At 36.1% G+C, this 22,399-nt stretch carries 31 protein-coding genes and 1 pseudogene; 4 read left to right on the top strand and 28 right to left on the bottom strand.

Going from position 1 to position 22,399, the window contains the following annotated elements; all coding sequences use genetic code 11:
* Positions 1-7 precede the first annotated feature (7 nt).
* The 18 genes and pseudogenes from pseB to PI85_RS09745 form a co-directional block, all read right to left on the bottom strand.
* Complete coding sequence (gene pseB / locus PI85_RS09830; RefSeq protein WP_036123317.1) at positions 8-970, bottom strand: UDP-N-acetylglucosamine 4,6-dehydratase (inverting); 963 nt, start codon at positions 968-970, stop codon at positions 8-10.
* A gap of 11 nt (positions 971-981) precedes the next feature.
* Positions 982-1,323 carry a hypothetical protein gene (locus tag PI85_RS09825; protein ID WP_036123314.1) on the bottom strand — a complete coding sequence of 114 codons (342 nt, stop codon included), beginning with the start codon at positions 1,321-1,323 and terminating at the stop codon, positions 982-984.
* 11 nt (positions 1,324-1,334) lie between these two features.
* Positions 1,335-2,999: a motility associated factor glycosyltransferase family protein gene (locus PI85_RS09820; RefSeq protein ID WP_036123311.1), complete on the bottom strand. Its 1,665-nt coding sequence runs from the start codon at positions 2,997-2,999 to the stop codon at positions 1,335-1,337.
* 266 nt (positions 3,000-3,265) lie between these two features.
* Complete coding sequence (gene hag, locus PI85_RS09815; RefSeq protein ID WP_036123308.1) at positions 3,266-4,096, bottom strand: flagellin Hag; 831 nt, start codon at positions 4,094-4,096, stop codon at positions 3,266-3,268.
* Positions 4,097-4,291: 195 nt separating this feature from the next.
* Positions 4,292-4,510: a carbon storage regulator CsrA gene (gene csrA / locus PI85_RS09810; protein WP_036123306.1), complete on the bottom strand. Its 219-nt coding sequence runs from the start codon at positions 4,508-4,510 to the stop codon at positions 4,292-4,294.
* Positions 4,510-4,953, bottom strand: a complete 444-nt coding sequence (fliW, locus tag PI85_RS09805) for a flagellar assembly protein FliW (RefSeq protein WP_036123304.1) — start codon at positions 4,951-4,953, stop codon at positions 4,510-4,512. Before fliW ends, csrA begins: the two co-directional genes overlap by 1 nt.
* Before the next feature lie 17 nt (positions 4,954-4,970).
* On the bottom strand, positions 4,971-5,534 hold the full coding sequence (locus PI85_RS09800) for a DUF6470 family protein (protein WP_036123301.1): 564 nt from the start codon (positions 5,532-5,534) through the stop codon (positions 4,971-4,973).
* Positions 5,535-5,591: 57 nt separating this feature from the next.
* Positions 5,592-6,506: a flagellar hook-associated protein FlgL gene (gene flgL / locus PI85_RS09795; RefSeq protein WP_036123298.1), complete on the bottom strand. Its 915-nt coding sequence runs from the start codon at positions 6,504-6,506 to the stop codon at positions 5,592-5,594.
* Positions 6,507-6,577: 71 nt separating this feature from the next.
* Positions 6,578-8,170 (bottom strand): flagellar hook-associated protein FlgK, encoded by a 1,593-nt coding sequence (gene flgK / locus PI85_RS09790; RefSeq protein ID WP_036123295.1) that lies wholly within the window; start codon positions 8,168-8,170, stop codon positions 6,578-6,580.
* A gap of 16 nt (positions 8,171-8,186) precedes the next feature.
* Positions 8,187-8,687 carry a flagellar protein FlgN gene (locus tag PI85_RS09785; protein ID WP_008178860.1) on the bottom strand — a complete coding sequence of 167 codons (501 nt, stop codon included), beginning with the start codon at positions 8,685-8,687 and terminating at the stop codon, positions 8,187-8,189.
* Between the two features lie 27 nt (positions 8,688-8,714).
* Entirely contained in the window at positions 8,715-8,975 is a 261-nt protein-coding gene (flgM, locus tag PI85_RS09780; RefSeq protein WP_036123292.1) for a flagellar biosynthesis anti-sigma factor FlgM, read from the bottom strand.
* A gap of 121 nt (positions 8,976-9,096) precedes the next feature.
* Positions 9,097-9,510 (bottom strand): TIGR03826 family flagellar region protein, encoded by a 414-nt coding sequence (locus PI85_RS09775; RefSeq protein WP_008178864.1) that lies wholly within the window; start codon positions 9,508-9,510, stop codon positions 9,097-9,099.
* A gap of 79 nt (positions 9,511-9,589) precedes the next feature.
* Positions 9,590-10,180 (bottom strand): ComF family protein, encoded by a 591-nt coding sequence (locus tag PI85_RS09770; protein WP_036123289.1) that lies wholly within the window; start codon positions 10,178-10,180, stop codon positions 9,590-9,592.
* Positions 10,177-11,112, bottom strand: a pseudogene (locus PI85_RS09765) (DEAD/DEAH box helicase); the annotation flags it as partial. The pseudogene PI85_RS09765 and the gene PI85_RS09770, both read right to left, overlap by 4 nt.
* Before the next feature lie 62 nt (positions 11,113-11,174).
* Positions 11,175-11,711 carry a hypothetical protein gene (locus PI85_RS09760; protein ID WP_036123287.1) on the bottom strand — a complete coding sequence of 179 codons (537 nt, stop codon included), beginning with the start codon at positions 11,709-11,711 and terminating at the stop codon, positions 11,175-11,177.
* Positions 11,712-12,248 (bottom strand): replication-relaxation family protein, encoded by a 537-nt coding sequence (locus PI85_RS09755; RefSeq protein WP_042737484.1) that lies wholly within the window; start codon positions 12,246-12,248, stop codon positions 11,712-11,714.
* Between the two features lie 4 nt (positions 12,249-12,252).
* The gene (locus tag PI85_RS09750; protein WP_082011572.1) at positions 12,253-13,440 is read right to left on the bottom strand and encodes an FtsK/SpoIIIE domain-containing protein; all 1,188 of its coding nucleotides are present in this window, start codon (positions 13,438-13,440) and stop codon (positions 12,253-12,255) included.
* A 550-nt stretch (positions 13,441-13,990) separates the two neighbouring features.
* The gene (locus PI85_RS09745; protein ID WP_036123279.1) at positions 13,991-14,878 is read right to left on the bottom strand and encodes a helix-turn-helix domain-containing protein; all 888 of its coding nucleotides are present in this window, start codon (positions 14,876-14,878) and stop codon (positions 13,991-13,993) included.
* Positions 14,879-15,051: 173 nt separating this feature from the next.
* On the opposite strand from PI85_RS09745, the gene PI85_RS09740 reads away from it, so the two are divergent.
* From PI85_RS09740 to PI85_RS09730, 4 genes are all read left to right on the top strand, one after another.
* Complete coding sequence (locus PI85_RS09740; protein WP_036123276.1) at positions 15,052-15,255, top strand: helix-turn-helix transcriptional regulator; 204 nt, start codon at positions 15,052-15,054, stop codon at positions 15,253-15,255.
* An 88-nt stretch (positions 15,256-15,343) separates the two neighbouring features.
* Complete coding sequence (locus PI85_RS09735) at positions 15,344-15,763, top strand: hypothetical protein (protein WP_036123273.1); 420 nt, start codon at positions 15,344-15,346, stop codon at positions 15,761-15,763.
* A gap of 143 nt (positions 15,764-15,906) precedes the next feature.
* Entirely contained in the window at positions 15,907-16,047 is a 141-nt protein-coding gene (locus tag PI85_RS24435) for a hypothetical protein (protein ID WP_158499497.1), read from the top strand.
* A 217-nt stretch (positions 16,048-16,264) separates the two neighbouring features.
* Positions 16,265-16,516 carry an AlpA family transcriptional regulator gene (locus PI85_RS09730; RefSeq protein ID WP_036123270.1) on the top strand — a complete coding sequence of 84 codons (252 nt, stop codon included), beginning with the start codon at positions 16,265-16,267 and terminating at the stop codon, positions 16,514-16,516.
* A gap of 22 nt (positions 16,517-16,538) precedes the next feature.
* Here PI85_RS09730 and PI85_RS09725 read toward each other — a convergent pair whose 3' ends face one another.
* The 10 genes from PI85_RS09725 to PI85_RS09685 all read right to left on the bottom strand — a co-directional run bounded on the left by PI85_RS09725 (position 16,539) and on the right by PI85_RS09685 (position 22,390).
* Entirely contained in the window at positions 16,539-16,895 is a 357-nt protein-coding gene (locus PI85_RS09725) for a hypothetical protein (RefSeq protein WP_036123267.1), read from the bottom strand.
* Between the two features lie 126 nt (positions 16,896-17,021).
* Entirely contained in the window at positions 17,022-17,684 is a 663-nt protein-coding gene (locus PI85_RS09720) for a M15 family metallopeptidase (RefSeq protein WP_036123264.1), read from the bottom strand.
* Positions 17,681-17,941, bottom strand: coding sequence for a phage holin (locus tag PI85_RS09715; protein ID WP_036123263.1), 261 nt, complete (start codon positions 17,939-17,941; stop codon positions 17,681-17,683). The genes PI85_RS09720 and PI85_RS09715 overlap by 4 nt, the downstream gene beginning before the upstream one ends.
* Position 17,942: 1 nt before the next feature.
* Entirely contained in the window at positions 17,943-18,140 is a 198-nt protein-coding gene (locus PI85_RS09710; protein ID WP_036123261.1) for a hemolysin XhlA family protein, read from the bottom strand.
* A 101-nt stretch (positions 18,141-18,241) separates the two neighbouring features.
* The gene (locus PI85_RS09705) at positions 18,242-18,421 is read right to left on the bottom strand and encodes a hypothetical protein (RefSeq protein ID WP_036123258.1); all 180 of its coding nucleotides are present in this window, start codon (positions 18,419-18,421) and stop codon (positions 18,242-18,244) included.
* Between the two features lie 48 nt (positions 18,422-18,469).
* Complete coding sequence (locus PI85_RS24430) at positions 18,470-18,619, bottom strand: hypothetical protein (RefSeq protein ID WP_158499498.1); 150 nt, start codon at positions 18,617-18,619, stop codon at positions 18,470-18,472.
* Between the two features lies 1 nt (position 18,620).
* Positions 18,621-18,848, bottom strand: coding sequence for a hypothetical protein (locus tag PI85_RS09700; RefSeq protein ID WP_036123255.1), 228 nt, complete (start codon positions 18,846-18,848; stop codon positions 18,621-18,623).
* A 13-nt stretch (positions 18,849-18,861) separates the two neighbouring features.
* Positions 18,862-20,385 carry a hypothetical protein gene (locus tag PI85_RS24860; RefSeq protein ID WP_052323514.1) on the bottom strand — a complete coding sequence of 508 codons (1,524 nt, stop codon included), beginning with the start codon at positions 20,383-20,385 and terminating at the stop codon, positions 18,862-18,864.
* Entirely contained in the window at positions 20,385-21,497 is a 1,113-nt protein-coding gene (locus tag PI85_RS09690) for a siphovirus ReqiPepy6 Gp37-like family protein (RefSeq protein WP_036123252.1), read from the bottom strand. The genes PI85_RS24860 and PI85_RS09690 overlap by 1 nt, the downstream gene beginning before the upstream one ends.
* Before the next feature lie 2 nt (positions 21,498-21,499).
* Positions 21,500-22,390: a phage tail family protein gene (locus PI85_RS09685; protein ID WP_052323513.1), complete on the bottom strand. Its 891-nt coding sequence runs from the start codon at positions 22,388-22,390 to the stop codon at positions 21,500-21,502.
* Positions 22,391-22,399 lie beyond the last annotated feature (9 nt).

Genomic DNA, 22,399 nt, shown 5'->3' with positions numbered 1-22,399 from the left:
TATTTTTTTAAATTAATTGTCTTAGCTGCTCAACCGTTAACCACTCTGTATTATTATCACTAGTATAAGCAAATCCATCAGGTAAGGCTTTACCCGCATTTAATTGCTCTTGGCTAAACCAAGCAAGCTCAGGTTGGATAACGTAGTAATCATCAAATTCTAATGTATGACGAGCATCATCTTCCATAATCATTGCTTCATGAAGTTTCTCACCCGGACGGATTCCAATTACTTCTATTTCACATTCAGGGCCAATTGCTTTTGCTAAATCTGTAACTTTCATACTTGGAATCTTCGGTACAAAAATTTCTCCACCATACATTCGTTCTAAATTATCTAATACAAATTGTACTCCCTGATCAAGAGTAATCCAAAAACGTGTCATACGCTCATCTGTAATAGGTAGTTTACCTGTATCTTTAATCTTTTTAAAGAATGGTACTACACTACCACGACTCCCTACTACGTTACCATATCGTACAACTGCAAATCGTGTTTTCTTTTCTCCCACATAAGCATTAGCGGCGACGAATAATTTATCAGATGCTAATTTTGTCGCACCATATAAATTAACTGGGCTACAAGCCTTATCTGTTGAAAGTGCAATTACCTTCTCAACTCCACGGTCAATTGCTGCCTCGATAATGTTTTGCGCACCATGAATGTTTGTCTTTACAGCCTCAAAAGGGTTATACTCACATGCATCTACATGCTTCATAGCAGCTGCGTGGATGACAATATCCACACCATCAAAGGCACGATATAGGCGGTCTTTATCCCGCACATCACCAATAAAAAAGCGAATGCGCCCATCCTGGAATTCTTGTTTCATTTCATATTGCTTCAGTTCATCACGACTGAAAACTATAATTTTTTTTACTCCTAATGTAAGTGCTTTTCTGATAAACTTTTTACCAAAAGAACCTGTACCACCTGTTACTAGGATCGTTTTTCCGTGTATATTATACATAACATTACTCCCTAATTATTACTATACTTTATTAATGTACTTGTTAAATCTATAAGTTCATATTCTAAAATGTCAGCACACAAATTAAAATCATTTTTCGAAATAGCTTCAAGTATATCTTCTGATAAGCTATTCAATTTATTAGTATCCAGAGAAGTAACATAATTTAATTGACTTAATTTATTGTTTACTTCTACTAGCCACATTAAGCCTTCTAATAAATTTATTAAATTTTGTTTAGCTTCTTGATATTGTTCATTGTGAATTTGCTTAATAATAAATTCAGTGCCTGGTCCTAATCTATCAATATAACTATCATAACTTTCCATTGTTTCTTTAATTACTTCTTCCATTTCAATATCCCCTATTTGATATATTCTATTTCTTTTTCTATTAATTTTAATGAATTCTTTGATACATTTAGCATTTCACCATACATATATTCATTCTGTTCAAATGAAACTTTAAATTTCTGCTTTCTATCAAGAGACTCATCTATTTTAAAATATTTAAATAACCTTAAGTTAATTAAATTGAAAGCAAATTCTAGGCTAGTAAATTTAAGTAAAGTCTGAATTTTATTGTCAATTTTGTCTAACTTGTTTATCGTATGAACTTCATATTCTGTTTTTGAATGGTTATTTTCTAACAAGGTAATTGCTTTCTCAAATAATTTAATTAGTTCTTTAATATGATAAATATCATTGGATAACTCCTTCTTTAATTCTTGAGTATATATTGGCATACTCCTAGTATTTTTTATTGGAGGTGGAACTGATATTTTTGCATATTCATCTAAAAAGTCAGCAAACGGAATTTGATTAAATAAATTAATTTTCAAACCCCCTTCAGTGCAATTATAAGATCTTTTATGAGCGCCAAAGGATTGTAAAATTGCTTCAAAAACATCTCTCATTTGTAAAAAAACATTATCAGTTAATACTGTATCACCAAAGTATCCTTCTCTTTCTATTAATCTTCTAGGATTATCTTGAATATTTTTTTGGTTTAGATTCCCATCTGCATGTGTTAAACCATTTGTATAGGCTAAGTCCTGTCCTATCAACGCTACAGGTCCAGTAGTCATCATTAGAGCTAAGTTATAAGCATTATTTGCAACTGAACTTCCATCCATTATTATATCTACCTGTTTTTTTGAAAAGCGTTTATAATGGTTCATTAATTTAGATTCTATTAATGGTAAAAAATAATATCCTTCCTTAAATTTTTCACGTATACCATAATGTATAGTTGGACAATAAATTAACGGAAAATCTTCAATATGTAATTTTTCGAAATGCTTATAATTTATATCTCCACCATCAACTGATACAGCAAAATCAGGTTTCAAATCGTTGATTAGTAAAGAATTAATAGTAGTTCCAGCTGCAATCAAAATAAATCTATTTCTATATTTTTTTAATAAAGGTATCTGTTTTGTTAGAGATGGTCCTCCCGAAGCTACTATTATAGGACAAGTAAAACTTTTTTTAAATTGAGCAATAGGATTATCTTTTGCAGCAAATTTTAAATTTTTTATATAATTTTCATGCCATTGACTCGAAAAAAACTGTAGTGTATTTTCCACAATATCATTAGATTTAACTTTTTCTTCCAGTATAGAGAGAATTAATTTTAAATCTTCATTTAATACCTTATCATAATTGATAGAAATGATTATATTTAGGTTATCTATAACTGAAATATGTTCATTAAAAAATTTTCTTATCGAGATTTCATCTATTTCATCTAAAAGTATTAAATCTTTCAAATCGTCCGATTTCCCCAATATACTAATTAAAGGGTCAATTACTATTATTTTTTCTTGTGAGGTTTTTTTATTATCTAATTCATTGTAGATATATCCTAAACCGTAACCTATTAATATTTGTATATTAGCTGGTTTGTATTTCTTTTCAATAAAACCTACAGCCTCTTTCTGTGGATTGTATTTACTATGCAAATAAACTCCTCTATATTTAATTGTTGGCAATTTCACTCTAGATTCTTCAATATTAACTATGTCCATAAGCTCTCACCTCTTATATATTATTTATCGACGAGAAGAATGATATATCAAGTTTGTATACTAAAATTAGTATTTAAATTGATACATAATGCTCCAACGATTTTGATTATGTAATGAAAATATTCTATTTTATTTCCAATTTCCTAAGCGTATTTAGAAAGTTATACTACCACATTTACATGGATTGTTATTATCTCAAAATTAAAACAACCAGCCAGCGAATAAAATCGCTGACTGGTTGTTTTATTTGAAGATATTTACATCAATTATTGTAATAATTGTAAAACACCTTGTGGTTGTTGGTTAGCTTGAGCTAACATAGATTGAGCAGCTTGCATTAAAATGTTGTTTTTAGTGAAGCCCATCATTTCTTTTGCCATATCAGTATCACGGATACGAGATTCTGCAGCTGTTAAGTTTTCAGAAGCAGCTCCTAAGTTATTGATTGTGTGTTCTAAACGGTTTTGTACGGCACCTAATCCAGAACGAGTTTTAGAAACTGTATTAATAGCAGTATCAAGAGTAGCAATTGCTTTAGAAGCAGCTCCACCAGTTGCAACATCTAAATCTGCAGCAGAAACACCTAATTTAGTTGATGTCATTGTAGCAATTTTAAGGTTAATAGTTTGGCCTGTATTCGCTCCAATTTGGAAAGTTAGACCAGTTGTTGCCTGTGAACCATTAAGTAACTTTTTATTGTTAAACTCAGTTTGGTTAGCAATACGTGAGATTTCTTCTTGAAGTTGCTTTACTTCATCATTTAAGTTAGAACGGTCATTAGTAGGTTCATCGTTAGTATCGTTACGAGACTGAACTGCTAATTCACGCATACGTTGTAGGATTGCATGTGTTTCGTTAAGTGCACCTTCTGCAGTTTGGATTAAAGAGATTGAGTCTTGAGAGTTTTTAGTTGCCATATCAAGACCACGGATTTGTCCGCGCATTTTTTCAGAGATTGCTAAACCAGCAGCGTCATCGCCAGCACGGTTGATTTTGTAACCTGAAGATAATTTCTCAAGGTTTTTTGAAGCTTCAGTGTTGTTGAAAGCTAGGTTACGGTGTGTGTTTAAAGCTGAAATGTTGTGTTGAATTCTCATTTGGAATTCCTCCTTGAATGTTTGTTTTTGTTACTCCACGTCCGTGTGGAATATTGTCGGTTTAGGTTGTATATATGTACTCCCTTACCCTACAATCTATATATCGTTAGTAGTTGGAAAAGTTTAATAGTTTTTTAAAAGTTTTTTAAAAAGTTTTTTTATGTAATAGATTCGAAGTTTTTATTTAATAAAATTCTATTTTTTCTTTAGCTGTTCTAAAAAATTTGCTGAAGAAAAAAGTGCTTCTTTATTTTGTGCCTGGATTGCTTCAAAAACTTCTGAGCGATGTACTTTTACCGTTTTCGGGGCAACAATTCCTAGTTTGATTTGGTCACCTTCTACTGCTAGAATTTTTATTTCGATTTGGTCGCCTACCATAATAGACTCATCTTTTTTACGTGAAAGTACCAGCATTATTTCGCACTTCCTTCCAATGGTTGCATTGGATAACGTAATGGAAAGGCTTTATTATCTTGAAGGACAATTTGCTTCCCTCGTTTTTTTTCTATATTTAAAATAACGGGTGCTAATAAGTTAATAGTGGAATCTTGGAATGTCTCTTTCATTGTTACAATGGCATATGGAAGAACATCTTCTTGTTTATCAATTTGTAACTGCTCGCGATCTTCTTCGCTAATATCAAAGCTATAATCTTGTTTGAATGCAAAGGGGTAGGCTACAACAAAGCCAATTTCTCCATGCTGAACAGATTGCAGTAATGAAAGTGGAAGGTCAGCATCGATTGGTAACAATACAAATTCTCTCTCCTCCTCTAATCCTAGTAAACCATGTTCAAACGTAAGGATGTCCTGTTCAACAATCTCAACTTCTCCTAAAAATTTGGTAGCAATTCTCATGTTTTTCTTGCACTCCTTTAAATAATGACATCAATGTCCACATCTGGTCTTTGTATCATTGTACCAGTTACTTTTCCTGGTGTGTATTCATGAATTGGTTTGTTCACCTTTGTGTCAATTATTGGCTCTTTACGCTGAATATTGACATCGGTCTTACCTGGTGTATAGTCGATTTTCACAGATCCTATTGATGGAACAAATTTTATATTGAATTGAGCCCGATGTGAGCCATGATTTTGTTTAGCAATATTTTGAATTGTCGTACGTCCTTGGTCTTTACCAGCGCTATCCATCATTTGACGTCCCTCTCTTGCTCTACGGGCCATTCCTTCTAATGCCACTTGTTTACCCTTTTCTGCGTAATTGGCACTTGATTCCAAAGGGCCAATCATCCCTATATCTCTTCTTGCCTGTGAAGAGTCAATCTTCAAAATACTTCTCGTTGTATTTATATCTAAAATAGCAGCTGGTTGTTCAATATGCTGCGTGGCTTTGGGCTGTTCAATATATTGTTGGGGTTTAGCAATGTTCAAATCTATTATTGTATCTGTTGTCCGTATTTGGATTTGCGGGAGTCTCATTAACATTTCTCCTTTAAGAAAAGCGTCTGAACAAAGTGTCCAAACGCTTTAATTATATTAGCGGATAAAATCCACTAGTGTTTGTTGAATAATTTTAGAGCCTACAGAAAGTGCAGCCTGATGAATAGACTCATGTGTCACCATTTCAGTGATAGCTTTTGAATAATCCACAGATTCATTATCCCTCAGTTGTTTTGTAACGTTAACTTCACGGATACCTAGACGATTTTCCATCATTTCAACACGATTTTGGCGAGCACCAATATCAGCTTGTGCTGCTAAAACTTTATTATGCAACGCTGTAATATCATCGTCTGTCGTAGATGATGATACACCTCCAAGCATATCAGAAATTTCCTCACCTGTTTTTGTTGAATCTCCCAGTAAATCTGATATTTTACCCATCATATCATCTAGATCTTTAAATAAATCCTTACCTGGTGTATTAACGGGAATTTGAATACCATCATATATTTCAATATTCACTGCGTTATTGTTTATTGTTGGATCAATTTCTTTACCACTTCCTCCACGAATAAACAGTGGCTGATTTGTATTTGTTCCACTAAATATGTAACTACCACCAATGTTCGTATTGCCCACATCCTGAATTTGTTGGCGAATTTGATCAATTTCCATTTTAGCTTTTTCACGTTCTTCAGGGGTGTTTGTATCGTTAGCTGCTTGAATAACCAATTCACGAACTCGCTTCATCTGCTCGCCAACCTGATTTAGAGATTCATCTGTCGAATCTAACCAGCTTCCTGCCGTAATCATATTACGAGTATATTGTTCTACTTTAGCTAAATCTCGGCGATAGCCCATTCCTTTTACTGCAACTACTGGGTCATCAGATGGACGAGTGATCTTTGAACCAGAATTGATTTGATCTTGGAGCTTAGACATTTTACCATAGCTGTTATTTAAATTACGTAGCATGTTACTTGATAGCATAGATTGTGTTACACGCATGTTGTAAAAAACCTCCTTCTTGTCAGTTGGAGAAGTTGTCTCCATTAATTACCCATTACTCTTTTCTATCGTTATAAACCTACTCGGCCCATACCGTTAATAATTTTATCCAATGTTTCATCGACAACCGTAATCATACGTGCATTTGCATTATACGCCTGTTGGAAAGTAATCATATTTGTCATTTCTTCATCTAACGAAACAGCACTTACAGAATCACGGCTTTTGAACACCATTTGAAGTTGGGATTCAGACGAGGCCGCTAAACGTAATGCTTCTTCACCATCTACACCAACTTTACCGACAATCGCTTGATAGAATGATTGTAAGCTTGCATTATCTATATCTGCATATAATTTATGCTGCATATTGGCAAGTTCATAAGCATTTTTACCATTTCCTTCTTCTGTCGGGTTAGACGATGCTGCTAAAAGATTAGGATTTTTTAAGATATCCTCATTAACCTTAATTCCACCTGCACCAGTTCCTTCAAAGAAAACGCCACCTGGCTTCGAAGCATTGATGATGTTTCCATTCGCATCTTTTTCTTCAAGGGTATATCCTTTTGCATGTTGCGCATTGAATTCTTTAATAAATGCATTAGCCAGTTGATCTAGTTTTTGTAAAGTTTCCGAGTAGTATCCTTTAATATCGCCGCCTGCACTTTGATAACCAAACGAATTAATGAGTGAAAGTAATTTCCCTTTTGATGCTTCAAAGTCTTGCTGTTTAATGGCAGTTTGTGTACTAGTGACAGCACCTGCTTCATGCGCATCTAAAGATTCCAATCCTGTTAATTGTAATTCAGAGAAAGAATTTGTAATATCGTCGCCTGTCACCTTCGTACCATTCGTACCCATTGCTGTAAATTGAGCAAAATCTTTACCGTTTACTAGATCTCTAACAACCCCATCTGCGCCTTTAAATGTAATTTTTAAGCTGCCCTCTGCAACCTCTGACGCTAAACCACCAGAAGGTATACGTTCAATTGATACCGGAATATATTCATTTAATTTATCGACTAACGTATCACGAACATCATATAGATCATTTGGTACATGTCCACTTGGTTCAACCTCTTGAATCTGTTTATTAACAGCAGCAATTTGCTTTAGAATGGTATTAATTTGCGTTGTGGAAACATTAAGTTCATTTCCAAGATTACCTTGAATCATTTTTAATTGTTTATCAAGATAATTAAAGGATTCAGCTAAGTGCTCCGCACGACTAATGGCTACTTGACGAGAAGCCCCATCTGCAGGCTTTGTCCCCAAATCTTCAAGTCCCTTCCAGAACTGTTCAAAAGCCTTATCTAAACCAAATTCCGAAGGTTCATTCATAACATCCTCCATTTGGGCAATGGCATTTGTTCTAGATTCCCAGTAACCTAACTTATTCGTTTCTTGACGATATTGGCGGTCGATAAATTCACTGCGAATACGTTGAATCGAACTTGCCTCCACCCCAGTACCAAGATGTCCTGGATAAGTTGGTTGGTTTAAACCGGCAGTTGGAAAACCAGGTGTTGCCTGCATGTTTACTCGTTGGCGTGAGTAGCCTAATGTGTTGGCGTTGGAAATATTATGTCCTGTTGTGTATAAAGCTGTTTGTTGTACGAAGAGGCCACGTTTACTTGCTTCTAGCCCCATAAATGTTGAGCGCATGTTTCTTCCTCCTTTGTTAGGCTTGTGAATCGAAATATGATTTTTTTGCTATGTTATTTGTGCCGAGAACCTCGTTGCTAGAGTAGTTCATTTGCTCTGTACGAGGTCTGACGGCATCTAATGTTAGGTTGACGATCTGTAGTGACTGGAACACGAGCTTTTGATTTAAGTCATTTTGTGTGCGTAGGTCATTGATAATTTGCAATAAGCGATCGCGAACTACTGATAATGTTGCTTTGTCCGTTTGTTGTTCAGCAGCCTCGATGACGTCCGCAACAGTTGTTTTGTCAGATGAAGCAAGTCCCTTTGCTTCAAGGTAGTCCGTTACCTGTTTCTGACGCTGTTGTTCGAGCTTATCGATGGCCGCTACGTGTGCCTGCTCATCCTTGAGCAATTGGTCTAGCGCTTCGATATCGCCAGCTTTAATGATCTCTGTTTTTTTGAAGGCTAGTTCAAGTAAGCTTTTATGCATTCTCTCTAGCATCATTAATGTAGAATTAATCGCTTCTACAGACATTTCGCTATACACCCTTTCTGCTATACCCTAGAAACGATAATATTTCAGCATATCCTCAGCTACTTTACGAGCATCTACTTTGTATTCTCCAGAATCAATGTCTTTTTTTAGCTGTTGAACACGGTCAGCTCGCTCCGTATTGTAGGTTGAAACGCTTTTCATGTCTTGAGCAGCTTTTGAAATTTCGATTTTATCTGCAAAAGATGTTTTGTTTGTATCGGATTTAACATTGCGCACCTGGTTTTTATATGCGTTCACTGCGTTAATTCCATAAGATGTAATTTTCATCTTGTAACCCCCCGTCTAAAAATCTTATCTTACTATTATTTCGGATTGTCTCACATAATGTTAAGTTTTCACATATAAAAAAGTGTGCTAATTTTGTTTAAAATTAACACACCTTCAATTATTAACGTTTTCGGTCTGCGTGATATGTGACACGATCGCGTTGCTCTACACTATCACGGAATTCCTTAGCCGCTTCAAAAGTACGTAAATCGGCTTTTAATTCATCCTGACATTTTGTGCAAAGCTTGCCTGTCGTCGTCAGATGACCACAGTTATCACATGGGTAGCCTAAGTTAGGAAACATCGCTGGTTGCAAGCGACCTTTACGCACCCATTTATATAATAGCTCTTCCTCTGCTCCCGTCGCTTCTACAATACGCTCCACTGTTGCAGCACGGTTCTCACGTTTACGTAGGAAGCGATATACGATTTGATACAGTTCTTCTTCTGATTGTGCACATTTATGACAAACTTCCCGTACCCCTGTATAATTAAAAAACTCATTACATTTTGGACAATTTCGAACCTCTGCCATCTACTTTTCCTCCTCTAGCAAAATATCTTATCTACGCATACTAAACTCTTCATCTATTATACATAATACATTGGGAAATTCATCCTTCAATTAATGTGAAGTATTGGACATTTTTTGCACCTGCTCGCATTAAAACATCTGCAGCATGCTGTAATGTAGTTCCTGTAGTTTTTATATCGTCAAATAGAAGGTAATCTTTATGCTCTACATTTGCGCCCTCCTTTAATCGAAATAGCGGAGCTGCACGTAAGCGCTGTTCTCTATTTTTGGAACCTTGTGTTTCTGTTGTGGTCTTTTCGAGCAACTGAATATAAGGTATATCTGCTGCCTTTAATAATTCATTAGTATGTGAGAAGGTACGCTCCTGTTGTTTGATGGGATGCATAGGAATCGGTAGAATCATCGCCTTTTCTTTATTGAAACGGGCATACAGCTCCTGCCGGAATACTTTTGCCAAAGCTACATCTTGTAGAAATTTAAATTGGTGTAAATAGTCTTTCATGGCCTCATTATATTGATAGAGTGCTGTAACAGACTGTGATTGCTCAAAGCGAGCAGTGCATCTTGTACATATAGTTGGAGTAAATTGCTTTATTAATAACGATTTCCAAGTAACTGAGGCTTTTAATAGCTGTGAGCATATTAAGCAATGCGATTCTGTTTTATTCATACGGGAAATCCTTTCTTATTATAAAAGAGGATTTTCGCACATGCCTCATCCATCTCTGTCGTGATGCCATGATGAAAGAATACGATGTCCCCATTTGGATATTGATTATTTCGTCCGACTCGTCCAGCAATTTGAATCAGTGCACTTGCGGTAAATATGGAGGATTCTGCCCCAATAACTGCCACCTGCACATTACTAATGGTGATACCTCTCTCTAATATGGTGGTCGTTAAAAGTCCAGGTACTTCATTATTTCGGAGCATCTCAACTTTCTCTTTCCGATCCGGATCTTCTGCATGCACAGCGAGGATATTTTCATTTACTAGCTGAAATAGAGGCGCTGCTTTATGCATGAGGGCGATTGTAGGGAAAAATAGTAAGAACGGTTCCTTTCGTTCAAGGCGTTCTTCCGTCCATTTTATTAACTTTTTAGGGATTTTTCCTTGTTTGAAGCTTTTGTTGTAACCCCATAAAGCACAAAACTGAGGAACTGGTAATGGATGATTGTGAAAACGTTTGGGGATGAAGGAATAGCTTTTATGTTGGAAGGCATTGAGTAAATTCTGTGATGGCGTTGCTGTAACAAATACGATAGGTGCCTCTTTCTTTTTAGCCTTTGTCACTGCTCTTTGTAGAGTTTCATCTATAGTATATGGAAAAGCATCTGCCTCATCTACGATCATGACATCAAATGCACTTTCAAATCGGTAGAGCTGATGGGTCGTTACTATAACAAGTTGGGCATAACCATTTTGTTTTGTTACACCACCATATAATGCATGAATGATTGTCTCAGGGAACACTTGTTGAAAGCGTGGATATAGCTCTAATACTACATCCGTGCGCGGCGTGGCAATACAAACACGTAAACCCCGCTTTAATGCATCATGAACAGTTGGAAAAAGCAACTCCGTTTTTCCTGCCCCACAAATGACAAGTTATGAAGACTGAATACTACAAGACCACCCTAAACAATAAGGTGGTCTTTTCCTATTTAAATAGCTTCACCTATTTGCTTTAAAATTTGCAGAAATAGTGGGCTAAGGTTTATCAGGACATATCCAAGACCAGCGTTCATAATCATACCCCAAGCTTTTTCGGAGTTACCAAGCATGAAAAAGAAGCATGCCCCTACCATGATCACCGAAGCAATAGGAAAACTAATGGCTACTAATATTTGAACAATAGGATCTAAAGCAGTTGCCAATATTTCTAACGACTTATCAGCAATAATTCCGGTAGGTTGAGCTATTGTATTAACAGGGATTGTGGATATTGCGGATGGTATTTGTGCTACTGGTTCTATTACTTGTTGTACTGGTGCGCTTACAGGTATAGCTGTGGAGGAATAAGTGTTATTGAATTTGTTGAACATGAATAGTCCTGTGCCAATGGCTGCTAATGTTGGAACTGATGCAGCCAGTGCTACATGCCTTAATGTTGCATACTTTTCATCACCTTCGAATCGATCACTATAATCTGTGTACTCATTAGCAGGTACAACCTCGGTTCTAATACGTTTCTTAAACATCTACATTCCCCCTCTGATTTCTTCAAATGTATAAACCTTAACCTTTAGCCCTCCACAGGATGCTTCTAGTTGCTGTCTACGCAATTCTGTTGTAGTAAGCCATACAAGTGTTGGATAATAACCTAATTGATTTACAACGACTGACATGAGCTCTTTATAACGTTTAATCTTCTCACGGTTCTCCTTCATTGTTTGAAGGTTATCGACTTCTAAAAAGTGCTTAAATCCGTTTCGTGTAAACATGCCATCCACAATGATTGAAGTGGTCCCATCGTTTATTTTGACTTCATTCTTCCAGTCTGTAGGACACTTATAGAATAGCCAGAACTCATTACGCATGATGGTATGTTGTACACGGCCACCTTTCTTGCGTACCTTTTCACAATCAACGTAAAGGCGGCCTAAATTGTTGAGGTAATAAATCGTTTCGTAGCCATCCCGAATGGATGATAGATAACTAGATAAATTGTGGAGGACCTTATTTGTATTACGTTTTTTTCCAAGGTTAAAGTATTGACTAAGTTGATCACGCGTCATAAAATCAAACTTCTTCAAAAGTAACAGTATCTGTTCGTCTCGGTTGGATAGCTGTTTCTTCAACGCGCTCCCCTTTCGCAACAATATGAGGTTGAATAGTATCGTGGATAATTTGTGGTGTGATTAGTGGTGTTTGAAGTATTTCTCTTTTATCAGCCGTTTGGTAAATTGCGCGGCCTTTGACCATTGGTAACGCCTCTGCTCCCTCTGCATCCAGTACAACCCTTGAAGCTACTCCTGATTGCACTCTAAAACATAGCTTGGCATCTGCATTTTGTTTAATCTGTCTAGGGATGACGTCCCCAGTTGGATACTGAGTGGATACAACTAAACGGAATCCAAGTCCAGCGCCTAGCCTCGCTATTTGCGACATAAGCGTCTGGCACTCTAATTTTAAGCGTTTCTCTTCCTTGGTCACTGCTTCTGCTGCATTCAATTCGCCTACCTCGTCAATGACTACGAAATAACGTTCTTTTATTCCTGCCTGTTGTACGTTCTTCTTACCTAATCTTTTTAAATCACGTTGTATATCACGCATCTTTTCATAGGCCATCTGTAAAGTGTGGAGGGCCTCATACGGCTCGTATGCAATCGAAATCGTTTGTTTAATATTTTCATAGTCGCATAGTTCCACACCACCTTTTAGATCGATTAAAAATAGGTTTGTGTGCTCTGGTTCAGCATGAATAAGACTGCAAATTGCAGAATTGATGAAGTTACTCTTCCCATATCGAGTCGCACCACCTAACACTACATGTGGCACCATTTCAAAGTCATGATACTTAAACTCATTCATAGCCCTAGTAACGCCTACAGGCACTCTCCAACCTTTTCCCGTAGTGAATGACACTTCTTTAGCTAATGGTTTGTCGTACACTCTCACGATTAATAGGCCATCATAAGACAATTCAATTTCCTTTTGTTCCGATAGCTTTGCCTTCCACAATTGTTGAAGTTGCTGGAGAATGTCTCTGTTTAAATCCAGTTGTCGTAAATCATTAAAGGTAATATTCTTTCTACGGTTATTCAGCCCATCCTCAAAGACATGCTGCTTGGCTTCATAATCAGTGAACGAACGTCCAAGGGGGATCCTGAATTTGTATTCCCATCCCCATTCATACTGTTTCTTTTTTACAAGTTGAGTTGTCAAAGTATCCTTGCCATCTCGAACGTTTAATCCAGCGAGTGACATTATCCTCTGGATCTTCCCACTATCATTAGAGGACATTCCCCTACTCTTTGAGAAAGCTTTTAACGCAATTCCCCCCATCAGCGAAGTTGTTAGTATTTCAAAAAGCACACTTTCATCCTTTCTTCATTTTTGTCAGCGTCACGGTTCTCTTACGTAGTAAGAGTTGCTTGTATCGGGCATTCTTAAATGCAGTACCAACCATTGATACAACTGAATTTCATATATGCCCACTTCAATACTCGGGTGGCATTCAATCAGGCACAGCATTGGGTATACAAGTGGGCATAGTAATCAGCGCAAAACTTACCTGACCTTCCATAAAATCATTAGCCTATATCGGGATTAAAGAATTGAATAAGATAGTATTAAGGTTGATTCCTCTTACTATTTTTCGCTCAATTACACACCTTTTATCTTTTGGTCACTTCTTTATAGGAGTGATCCTTTTTGAGGTTTAAAATTTACAATATAAGTAAACAGTAATAGATGTAAGGGGGAAATCGCTATGAACGAACTCGAGACTAAACCCCTTTCCCCTAGTTCATAGCGATTACCATTCAAGCCAGTTTTCTAAATTTGGTCTATTACATATTTCTGAACGACTATCCTGCTCGTTTAACCAGTTATAGAAAGGGATAGGACGTCCCCTGTTTGAAGTTTCTTCTATAGATGATGATTTATTAGGCTTCATACCAGAACGCTCTACAGCCTTCGCATATGCCCCTATAAATATAGCTCTTAATGTACTTGTAACTGTCAAAACACCTTCTTTAATGTCCATAGCAATTTTAAATAGCACGTTCTTAGCTTTTATAAAGTCAGGTGCATTTTGAACCTGTGCAGCTAATACAACTTTGTGCAACTCATCTTTCAAGTTGTCAGCTAGTGGCAAGCTATACATGAAGTCGAATAGCATCACTTGGTACCCGTTCATGTATTCCTTTTTCTTTTCAGCTTGCAAAGCTAATTCATTGCCAAGGCTCATAATATTATTTGCTTGTTTAGAACTTAAAAGATTAAAAGATTTAGATGCTTGATTCTGAAATTGTGGAGGGCAAACCTCGTCATTACTAGCTTCATCGACTGTCTCTCGTTGGGACACGCTCGATGGGACATAAGGTAAAATGCGATAAATACTAGCCCCTTTAATGCCGTTTAATTTAGTACTTGGCACTTTTTCGATGATGCCTAACTCTGTTAGTTTCTTCATTGATCGATAAACCGTCTTCGTGCTTATCTCTAATGCTGCAGCAATAGTACTCGCTTTTAAGTGGCATACACCCGTGTGTTCTAAGCTGTGTGATGCCAGTTTAAATACGATTGCTCGTTCTGATTCCGTTAAGTCGTAATAGTGAACAGCCATGTGGTCCTCCACACTCTTATCCATATCTGCTACTGAATCGAATGTTATGTATTGTGCTAGGTATTCGAATGCCATTTGTTTTTCACCTCATTTCCATGCATAAATAAAATTATTAAATTTCATTATTTGTTGATTTGAGTATAAATTATTAAATTTAATAATTCAAGTATTTAATAAAAATTATTTATTAAATTTATGGATTTGTGTATAATGGGATTTAAGGAGAATATAATTAAAGAGGTGAAATCATGGAACTGAAAGTTAAATTAAAAGAAGTGTTAAATGAACGAGGAATGTCACAAGTGGAATTAGCAGAAAAGACAGGATTAACACGTACAGTAATTAGTGAACTCGCTACTAATAGAAGAACCTCAATTAACCGTGAACACATCACCAAAGTTCTACAAGCTCTAGAAATTACCGATTTGAATGAAATGTTTGAGATTAAGTAACAGATAACTAAATAAGGTTGTCTGTTTTTTTGTATGTACTTTCACTACCATATTTCCTAAAATGGAAATATAGAGGGAGGAATTATTTATGAAAAAGTTATTAACATTTATTGTGCTGCTATCTGTACTTACTTTGGCAGCATGCGGCAGTAACAGCAAAGAAGCTTCAGTTACAACAAACGATGTTATACAGTCGTTTAAAGATGATGGATTAGACATAGGAGATGTTTCTGATTTAGAAAATAAAGAATTCGGGGACACACGTAAAGAAGGTAAACGTATTTTAGTTCCGTCACTTGGAGAAGATGCGGGTGGTCGTTTATTTATGTTCAAAGATAAAAAGGGATTAGAAAAAGCAAAATCATATTACGATGAATTAGGTAAAGAGTCTCCTTTACTTTACTCACACACACATGCAAATGGTCTGTTTTTAATACAAATGAATGGCGATATGAAAGATGCCGAATTTGAGAAGTTTAAAAATTCAATGGACGAAGCATTAAAATAATATTATTTTCAAAAATTAGTCACTCAAATGAGTGGCTTTTTTTATTGAAAATTTTTAACGAAATAGGAAAATAAATCTTTAATATCTATTTACTTGAGTATGTAGGTATAGTATAATAAGAGTATAGAAAGGAGGTAACAATAATGGAACTTGAAAGAGTAGTAGCAATCACAGCATTTGTCAACTTAGCAATCGCAATCATTAACTTCCAAACAGCAAAGTTAAACAACCAGAAAGCGAAAGCACTTGATGAAAAAGAAAAAGACACCACTTCAAAGAAGTAGCGTCCAAAACAAAATTTAAAAACGAAGGTTAAGGCTAGCACCCTTAGCCTTCACACTAAATATAAATGATTTGCAGATAGTATACAATCAAAATGAAAAAGGAGAAGTGATTTCATGACGACTTTAACTTTAATCCTCACAGTTGCAGCACTCTTAATTATTGGCGCAACAGTTGTTACAATGAGGAAAAAATAATTTAACTAGGTGGTATCATCCAATGTCGAAAAACTACTCTTTCAATAGCAAAGAAGAATTTATAAAATTAGTTCAAACGGAGATCCTAACATCATCAGAAGTGTTGGAGGAATTGCAAATTTCTAGACAGTCCTTAAATTCACTTGTAAAACGTGGAAAGCTAACTCCTATCAAAGAGTTACCGCGCGATCGAATGTTTTTACGTGAAGATGTGGAAGCTAGAAAAGAAGCAGCAAAAGTTTTGAATGCTAAATATAGACCGTATGATGAATAAAAAATTGACCAGGTACTCACATTCAATTGAGCGCCTGGTCATTATTTTGGTAACTGATTAATAATTTTTCTACTTGCGTTTTAAGAGCCATATTAGCGTAGCGTAGTACTACATCATTTCCTGCCGTAGCTATATGAACGTCACTAAAATATTCGTCAATCTTTTCTACTTTAAATAACCTTATTTTCTCTTTCGCCAATAATCTTTTTGAATCGTAATAATCATGGGATATGTCTTTTAATAACTTATCAAGGATTGGTAAATAAACTTTACTCATCTTCAAATTTTCAATTACTGAGAAATCACGTTGCAATGATTGAACTGCCATTTCTAGAATTAAAAATTTATGAAATAGCCGCCGTTGTTCAGGATTCAACATACAACTCCATCCTCCCGATAAGAACATTTGTTTGTATTATTTTAGAACAAACGTTTTTGTTTTGACAAGCATTAATTTGTGGAAATAAAAAAAGCCCATTACCAATTTAGGTAACAGGCATTTGTTTTATCGTTGGGAGATTATAATTTTTAATCCCTCAAAATCACCACTTGTCATCGTGCCTTGGTCGAATTTATCAAGCCACGACTTATCAATTTTCTTTTTATCCACTGCTTGTTTAATGTAGTCACGTACAGCAGCTTTAGTTGTTTCATTAGTGAACAACATTTTATCATCATCCTTTGCGATTGGTTTAGTTGTATTGCCTTCCACAATTAATTGCACCTGGTATTTACTATTGGTTGGAATAATCACTTGCCCTTCGATTTTGTACCCCTTCGGCATAATCCAATTTGGCTTAACCTCGAAATGAGGACGATCAATATTACCTGTCCAATCTCCACCCCATGTGATGCCTAGCTTACGTGCAATAGCGCCTACTCGACTTAGGGTTGCTACATCATATAAATCCTGTGGAGGACCAACGGCAATATCCCACGCTAAGCGTGACTTATGGTTACTGTCTAGTGTCCAAGTGACAATTTGCCCTGGTCGAGTTCTCCCCTGTGCATAAAGATACTTCTGCCGTTCCTGTGAGCGATATGTTTCAGTAATAAAGACGTTCTTAATACCAGCTTTAAAGCACTCTTGGAATAGCAATCGACAGGCTGTTTGTGCAGCTGGTAATAGTTCAGAAATCTCTCGGCAGGTTGTTGTAATGCTTGTCATTTCACATCACCCTTTGGCTTATGATAATTCAATGCTTGCTCGCTGTCTGAGGTACCTTTGGTAGTCGGGTCGATAATAATACCAAGTAAACCTAAAATGCTTAATACAGTCTCTGAAATGGCTGTGATTTGTGCATTGTAAATTGTAATATCGACATTAAAAATGCCCGCTGTTTGATTAGCGAGCACTAGTAGTAATGCGATTAATGACACCCAAAATTGTTTATGTTGAAGACGTACTTTCCAGTTGATTTTCATATTACATCAGTCCTCCTTTAATAATAAAAGCCAATACTGCACTTGCGAGACCGCCAATTAACAATCTTAATATCCATGTTGTATTGTCTTTAATCCCGCCTAAATCCTCTCGAATTTCCTTGATATTTGATTCAGCTACGGCAAGACGTGTTTTCACATCGGTCATATCACTTTCTAATCTTTCTATTCGTTGATCCATGTCAACACCTCACAAATAAAAATAGCACTGCTTGGCACAGTGCATTGCTTTGGTCTTGTTGTATAAAAATAGCCCTCCACAATATCCTGTGGAAGGCACATCTAAACTTCTCTTACATATAGTTTTTTATCTTTACCTGTATAAAATATATCCCTTTTAAAGGTAATTAGATATGTTATTCCTGGAATTACTAATACATTCGCTTCTGTAGTAAAGGTGTTCATTTCAAATGTAGCTATTACTTGTCTTGTGTCTTTTTGAAAAACAACTAATATTTGCACTAAGTCACCTCTTTTAAACATAAAAAATAACGCTAGCTAATGCTGCGTCTACTTGTTTTCGTTATTTTGATCAGTGGCTTTAATTTTGATAGCCTCTTCTTCGGTTAATAACTCCTTTGTAACTGCTAAATCAATTTGTTCCTCTGTTGCTCTACAGTTACACCAGTTCCGTAAAAAAAGATTGTATACAGCACTCAAATTAATTACCTCCTATCATTAATTGCATAAGTATTTCATCTTGATCTGCTTGCGATGTCTCTAACGATTCGATTCGTTGTCGAGGTACAGCAATCAATTCTTCGATATCATCAAATATCAAGAAGTTACCTTCGGTGATGTTTTCTTCTCCAACGAGTCGTTTGTCTTTATTTCCTATAATAAGGTTTTCTCTTTCTTCTGGTGTGTGATATTGAAATCTGTATTTCAATGTTATTCCCCCTTTACATTGTGCGATTTACTAAATAGAAACTTCTGATTTTTATAGCTGTTCTAACAATATAAGCAATGGCATTGGTATTCGCTCTTGCTCGTATCTCAATTACATCACCTTTTTTAACATTAAAATCTTGTGTCCACTCATATATATCAGTAGAACTAGACTGTCGTTCGATTCCGACAGCTACCCCATTGATATATACTTGGCTATATATTGCATAGTTATATTGAGCATACATACCATGAGTGAGTCTTATTGTTCCATCTCCGGCTAGCCACGTCATTCTTATTACAGGGGTATAAGCTAACGATGATGTCTGTACATAAGAACCTTGGTTGAAAACTTCGAATCCATAATCCGCTATGACAGGGACAGTAAATACACCTTTTACTACGGCATTTTTGTAATATCCCTCGGTAAGTGTTATGTCAGTACTTTGTGGAGTAATAATGGCATTTGAGTTATTCTGCATCGTTCCAGTAGATTCACCATTATCATTAGTGAATGTTTTCCCCGATAGCACTTCGTTAGGTTGTGCGTTTCCTCCACCTCCTTCACCCTGTAAGATAAAAGCCCCTGCACGATAACGAACTGTATATACTCCGTTAGCCTTTGCATTACTAAATGCGGTACCATTAGCTTTTTTGATTGGGATAGCACCTAATCCATTGATGTTTAATGTTACGGCTGCTGTACTGTTGGAGGTAGCAGGGAATGAAACAGCCAAGCCATTTTTATAACTTGTAATTTCGGTATCAGTAGCAATTAATGCATTTGCTGTACCTCCTACGGTTTCAATCCACTTTATATGTGAAACTTCAGCTATATGGTTAGCGAGCCCTTGCTCTAAATTGGCTATCCTAGCTGCTAAGTTAGCAGCAACATCACCCTCTAGAATATCTTTAATGGATTCAAACCAAGTTAAAAATTCTTGTTCTTGTATCTCCTGAAAAGCGACAAGTTCTCCTGCAACACTACCTTTTACATCATTAAACCAAGCTTGATATTGATTGAAAATTGTAGTGGTATCAACTTGATTTACTGTTCCATGTACGATACCGCATAAAGCACTATTTAACCTTTGATCAGTGATATTCGCCTGTGTAATTTGAGTAACCCCATTGTTGATTAGTACATCAGCTAAGGCCAACTCATAAGCGTCCGCATCACGTTGCAGTGTTGGCGCAACTGGATTACTTGCAAATGTACCTTTTTTGACTACGATTTCTATCTTTCGAGTTAAATGATTTAGGCGCATAACAACTCGGTCAATACGCTTTAAAACACCATCCGCAACATCTAATGACACCACATGATCTCCATCACTAAAAATAAAATAGCCGTCAATCCAGCCACTTCCTGGTTTAACGACTACTTTCATATTCTGATATGCAGCTACTTGAAGATTTGAGGATGGATTTGGGAATACACCATTACCAATGAATGTTGCAAAATACTTGGCAAACCACCATGCATTGTATTTCCGATCACCGTTGACACTGTTGAAAATACCACTATATATCGTCATTACTTATTCACCTTCTTTTTTATCTTTTCGTAGATAGTTGGGATATTACTGCCAAAGTTAATGCTAAGCGTTATCCCTTCTTTATTACTTGTTAAAGTGGCTGAAATAACACGTGGATGCAAAATGCGTTGTATCTCATCATTTCGTACACTTACTCGATCACCAAGCTTATAATCAACGTTGTACGTAAATTGACTATACATATCTACTTCGCTTTCAAATGTTTCGATAATTTGGAAGTCAGATAATTTTTCATCTCCTCGCTTTCGAAGAGCTTCATCATATTCTTCTGGAGTCATCGTTTTTTGGTTGTCGTTGTCATCTGTATATTCGCTTTGCAAATCCCGCGCATCTACATATAATTCACGTCGATTAAATCCACTTAGGTGGTCATTAGTAACCACTTGCTTTCGTTCAACACCTTCACCTTCGCCTGCCACTATAGCTGTCGATCTATAATCCACTTTATTATGAATGTACTTTTGGTTGATGATATTGTCGTACTCTTTACTAAAAATGACATGCGGATTTAGAGCCTGTTGAGTGCTGCGGTCAACACCTTGCCAAGTAACAACATCAAATTTCTTATCCTGGTGATTAAGTAATATATCAATACTCATCTCATGTTTGTTACATATCTCAAGGACATGGCCAATCACTTCTCCACCTGTTTTTGTCGATTCATCATTAATGTTTATACCTTTATTTGGTGCCAGTCTTAAATTTGGAATTACTCTATTCGGATTACTTGGAGAAATGGCATTGGTTCTTATAAAAAACTTGATTAGGTCTTCCACATTGCCCTCATACCGCTGTTGAAAATCAATCGATCTCCAAGACAACATGTAATTAAGTGAATAAGCATGAATTTCTATTTCTGTTTCTGACTCGTCCGTATAATCAAAGTGCTCAATGATAAAGCCGTAATTAACATCATCCTGTGTTGTTATAATGTTGTCATGCTTTAACAATTCAATAGCTTCTGATGAGCTTGCAATGCGTAAAATAAGCTGACTTACCTTATCATAATTACGTTCAATTTGAAGCTCCTTATATTCACTAATTTCTCCGATAAGCTCAATGTTTAAATTAAATACATACAGTTCCTTCATTGCTATACACCTATCCTTTTCGGAGTGAATTCAATGGACACTTCTAAAAAATCTAATCCACTAGTTGCATCATATCGGAGTAAATTATCTCCGGGTTCCAGTTGAAGAAATTTGGAAGTACCGAAGTCAAAAGCATTAAAGATACTGGTCTTTACATTATTTCTAATCAAAGTGATGGAACGCTTTCCTTTGTAAGTGGAAACCTCAATTACATCACCAGCAAGCATTGTGTACTTTAGATTGAATGCTTCATAGGTAGTTACATTAAGCAGTTTGGGATTTACAACCTGTGACAATGCCAAAAATCGTATAGACATGCCAGATGATTCACTACCTTCATTTACCACGTTTACAATCAAAGAAGGATTACGATAACCGATTTCAATGCCTTCCTCTACAACTTCTAAAGGAAATTCTAAGTTTGACTCCCAAAGGGCTATATCTACTTTTCGCGATGCTGCCTCATAAATAAACGGATCACTTGATATAAATTGGAGTAATCCTGTAACCCACCTACTGTTATCATTTGCTCTGCCTTGATTGAATAATGGGGCTGCACTTAAATTGGCATTTACATAAAACTGATCTCCTGAATTTGTTGAAAAATCAATTCTCATCGGATTAAATTTAGGATTACAAACGCGATAAATATCTTGTCTCTTTTCCTCAATCCACCAATGCTCTACGTTTGTCTTTTTTATATAAAAAGGTACATCTACATCACGTGTAGAAAGAGTGGTCGATTGATAATGAGCTCCATCAGAAGTAGTCTCGGACATATTCACATTTGCACCTAATCCACTAATTGCAAAATCATCACGAATAAAAAAGTGACGACCGGAAACTATCGAGTCGCCACGATTATTAGTAATCGTCATATCTTTAATTAACAAGTCGTCACC

Origin of the sequence: Lysinibacillus sp. A1, assembly GCF_000801965.1 — a bacterium.
In the GTDB taxonomy this organism is placed as follows: Bacteria; Bacillota; Bacilli; order Bacillales_A; family Planococcaceae; genus Lysinibacillus; species Lysinibacillus fusiformis.
This window is presented reverse-complemented; position numbering and strand designations above follow the sequence as displayed.

Excerpts from the sequence above, each read along its gene's own strand:
- flgM (WP_036123292.1), bottom strand. The coding sequence starts at position 8,975 with ATGAAAATTACATCTTATGGAATTAACGCAGTGAACGCATATAAAAAC.
- PI85_RS09745 (WP_036123279.1), bottom strand. The coding sequence starts at position 14,878 with ATGGCATTCGAATACCTAGCACAATACATAACATTCGATTCAGTAGCA.
- PI85_RS09760 (WP_036123287.1), bottom strand. The coding sequence starts at position 11,711 with ATGTTTAAGAAACGTATTAGAACCGAGGTTGTACCTGCTAATGAGTAC.
- csrA (WP_036123306.1), bottom strand. The coding sequence starts at position 4,510 with ATGCTGGTACTTTCACGTAAAAAAGATGAGTCTATTATGGTAGGCGAC.
- PI85_RS09825 (WP_036123314.1), bottom strand. The coding sequence starts at position 1,323 with ATGGAAGAAGTAATTAAAGAAACAATGGAAAGTTATGATAGTTATATT.
- PI85_RS09730 (WP_036123270.1), top strand. The coding sequence starts at position 16,265 with ATGTCGAAAAACTACTCTTTCAATAGCAAAGAAGAATTTATAAAATTA.
- fliW (WP_036123304.1), bottom strand. The coding sequence starts at position 4,953 with ATGAGAATTGCTACCAAATTTTTAGGAGAAGTTGAGATTGTTGAACAG.
- PI85_RS09750 (WP_082011572.1), bottom strand. The coding sequence starts at position 13,440 with ATGTCACTCGCTGGATTAAACGTTCGAGATGGCAAGGATACTTTGACA.
- PI85_RS09715 (WP_036123263.1), bottom strand. The coding sequence starts at position 17,941 with ATGAAAATCAACTGGAAAGTACGTCTTCAACATAAACAATTTTGGGTG.
- PI85_RS24435 (WP_158499497.1), top strand. The coding sequence starts at position 15,907 with ATGGAACTTGAAAGAGTAGTAGCAATCACAGCATTTGTCAACTTAGCA.
- flgK (WP_036123295.1), bottom strand. The coding sequence starts at position 8,170 with ATGCGCTCAACATTTATGGGGCTAGAAGCAAGTAAACGTGGCCTCTTC.
- PI85_RS09710 (WP_036123261.1), bottom strand. The coding sequence starts at position 18,140 with ATGGATCAACGAATAGAAAGATTAGAAAGTGATATGACCGATGTGAAA.
- PI85_RS24860 (WP_052323514.1), bottom strand. The coding sequence starts at position 20,385 with ATGACGATATATAGTGGTATTTTCAACAGTGTCAACGGTGATCGGAAA.
- PI85_RS09735 (WP_036123273.1), top strand. The coding sequence starts at position 15,344 with ATGAAAAAGTTATTAACATTTATTGTGCTGCTATCTGTACTTACTTTG.
- PI85_RS09820 (WP_036123311.1), bottom strand. The coding sequence starts at position 2,999 with ATGGACATAGTTAATATTGAAGAATCTAGAGTGAAATTGCCAACAATT.
- PI85_RS09755 (WP_042737484.1), bottom strand. The coding sequence starts at position 12,248 with ATGACGCGTGATCAACTTAGTCAATACTTTAACCTTGGAAAAAAACGT.
- PI85_RS09725 (WP_036123267.1), bottom strand. The coding sequence starts at position 16,895 with ATGTTGAATCCTGAACAACGGCGGCTATTTCATAAATTTTTAATTCTA.
- PI85_RS09775 (WP_008178864.1), bottom strand. The coding sequence starts at position 9,510 with ATGGCAGAGGTTCGAAATTGTCCAAAATGTAATGAGTTTTTTAATTAT.
- hag (WP_036123308.1), bottom strand. The coding sequence starts at position 4,096 with ATGAGAATTCAACACAACATTTCAGCTTTAAACACACACCGTAACCTA.
- PI85_RS09740 (WP_036123276.1), top strand. The coding sequence starts at position 15,052 with ATGGAACTGAAAGTTAAATTAAAAGAAGTGTTAAATGAACGAGGAATG.
- pseB (WP_036123317.1), bottom strand. The coding sequence starts at position 970 with ATGTATAATATACACGGAAAAACGATCCTAGTAACAGGTGGTACAGGT.
- PI85_RS09690 (WP_036123252.1), bottom strand. The coding sequence starts at position 21,497 with ATGAAGGAACTGTATGTATTTAATTTAAACATTGAGCTTATCGGAGAA.
- PI85_RS09720 (WP_036123264.1), bottom strand. The coding sequence starts at position 17,684 with ATGACAAGCATTACAACAACCTGCCGAGAGATTTCTGAACTATTACCA.
- PI85_RS09800 (WP_036123301.1), bottom strand. The coding sequence starts at position 5,534 with ATGAGACTCCCGCAAATCCAAATACGGACAACAGATACAATAATAGAT.
- flgL (WP_036123298.1), bottom strand. The coding sequence starts at position 6,506 with ATGCGTGTAACACAATCTATGCTATCAAGTAACATGCTACGTAATTTA.
- PI85_RS09770 (WP_036123289.1), bottom strand. The coding sequence starts at position 10,180 with ATGAATAAAACAGAATCGCATTGCTTAATATGCTCACAGCTATTAAAA.
- PI85_RS09785 (WP_008178860.1), bottom strand. The coding sequence starts at position 8,687 with ATGTCTGTAGAAGCGATTAATTCTACATTAATGATGCTAGAGAGAATG.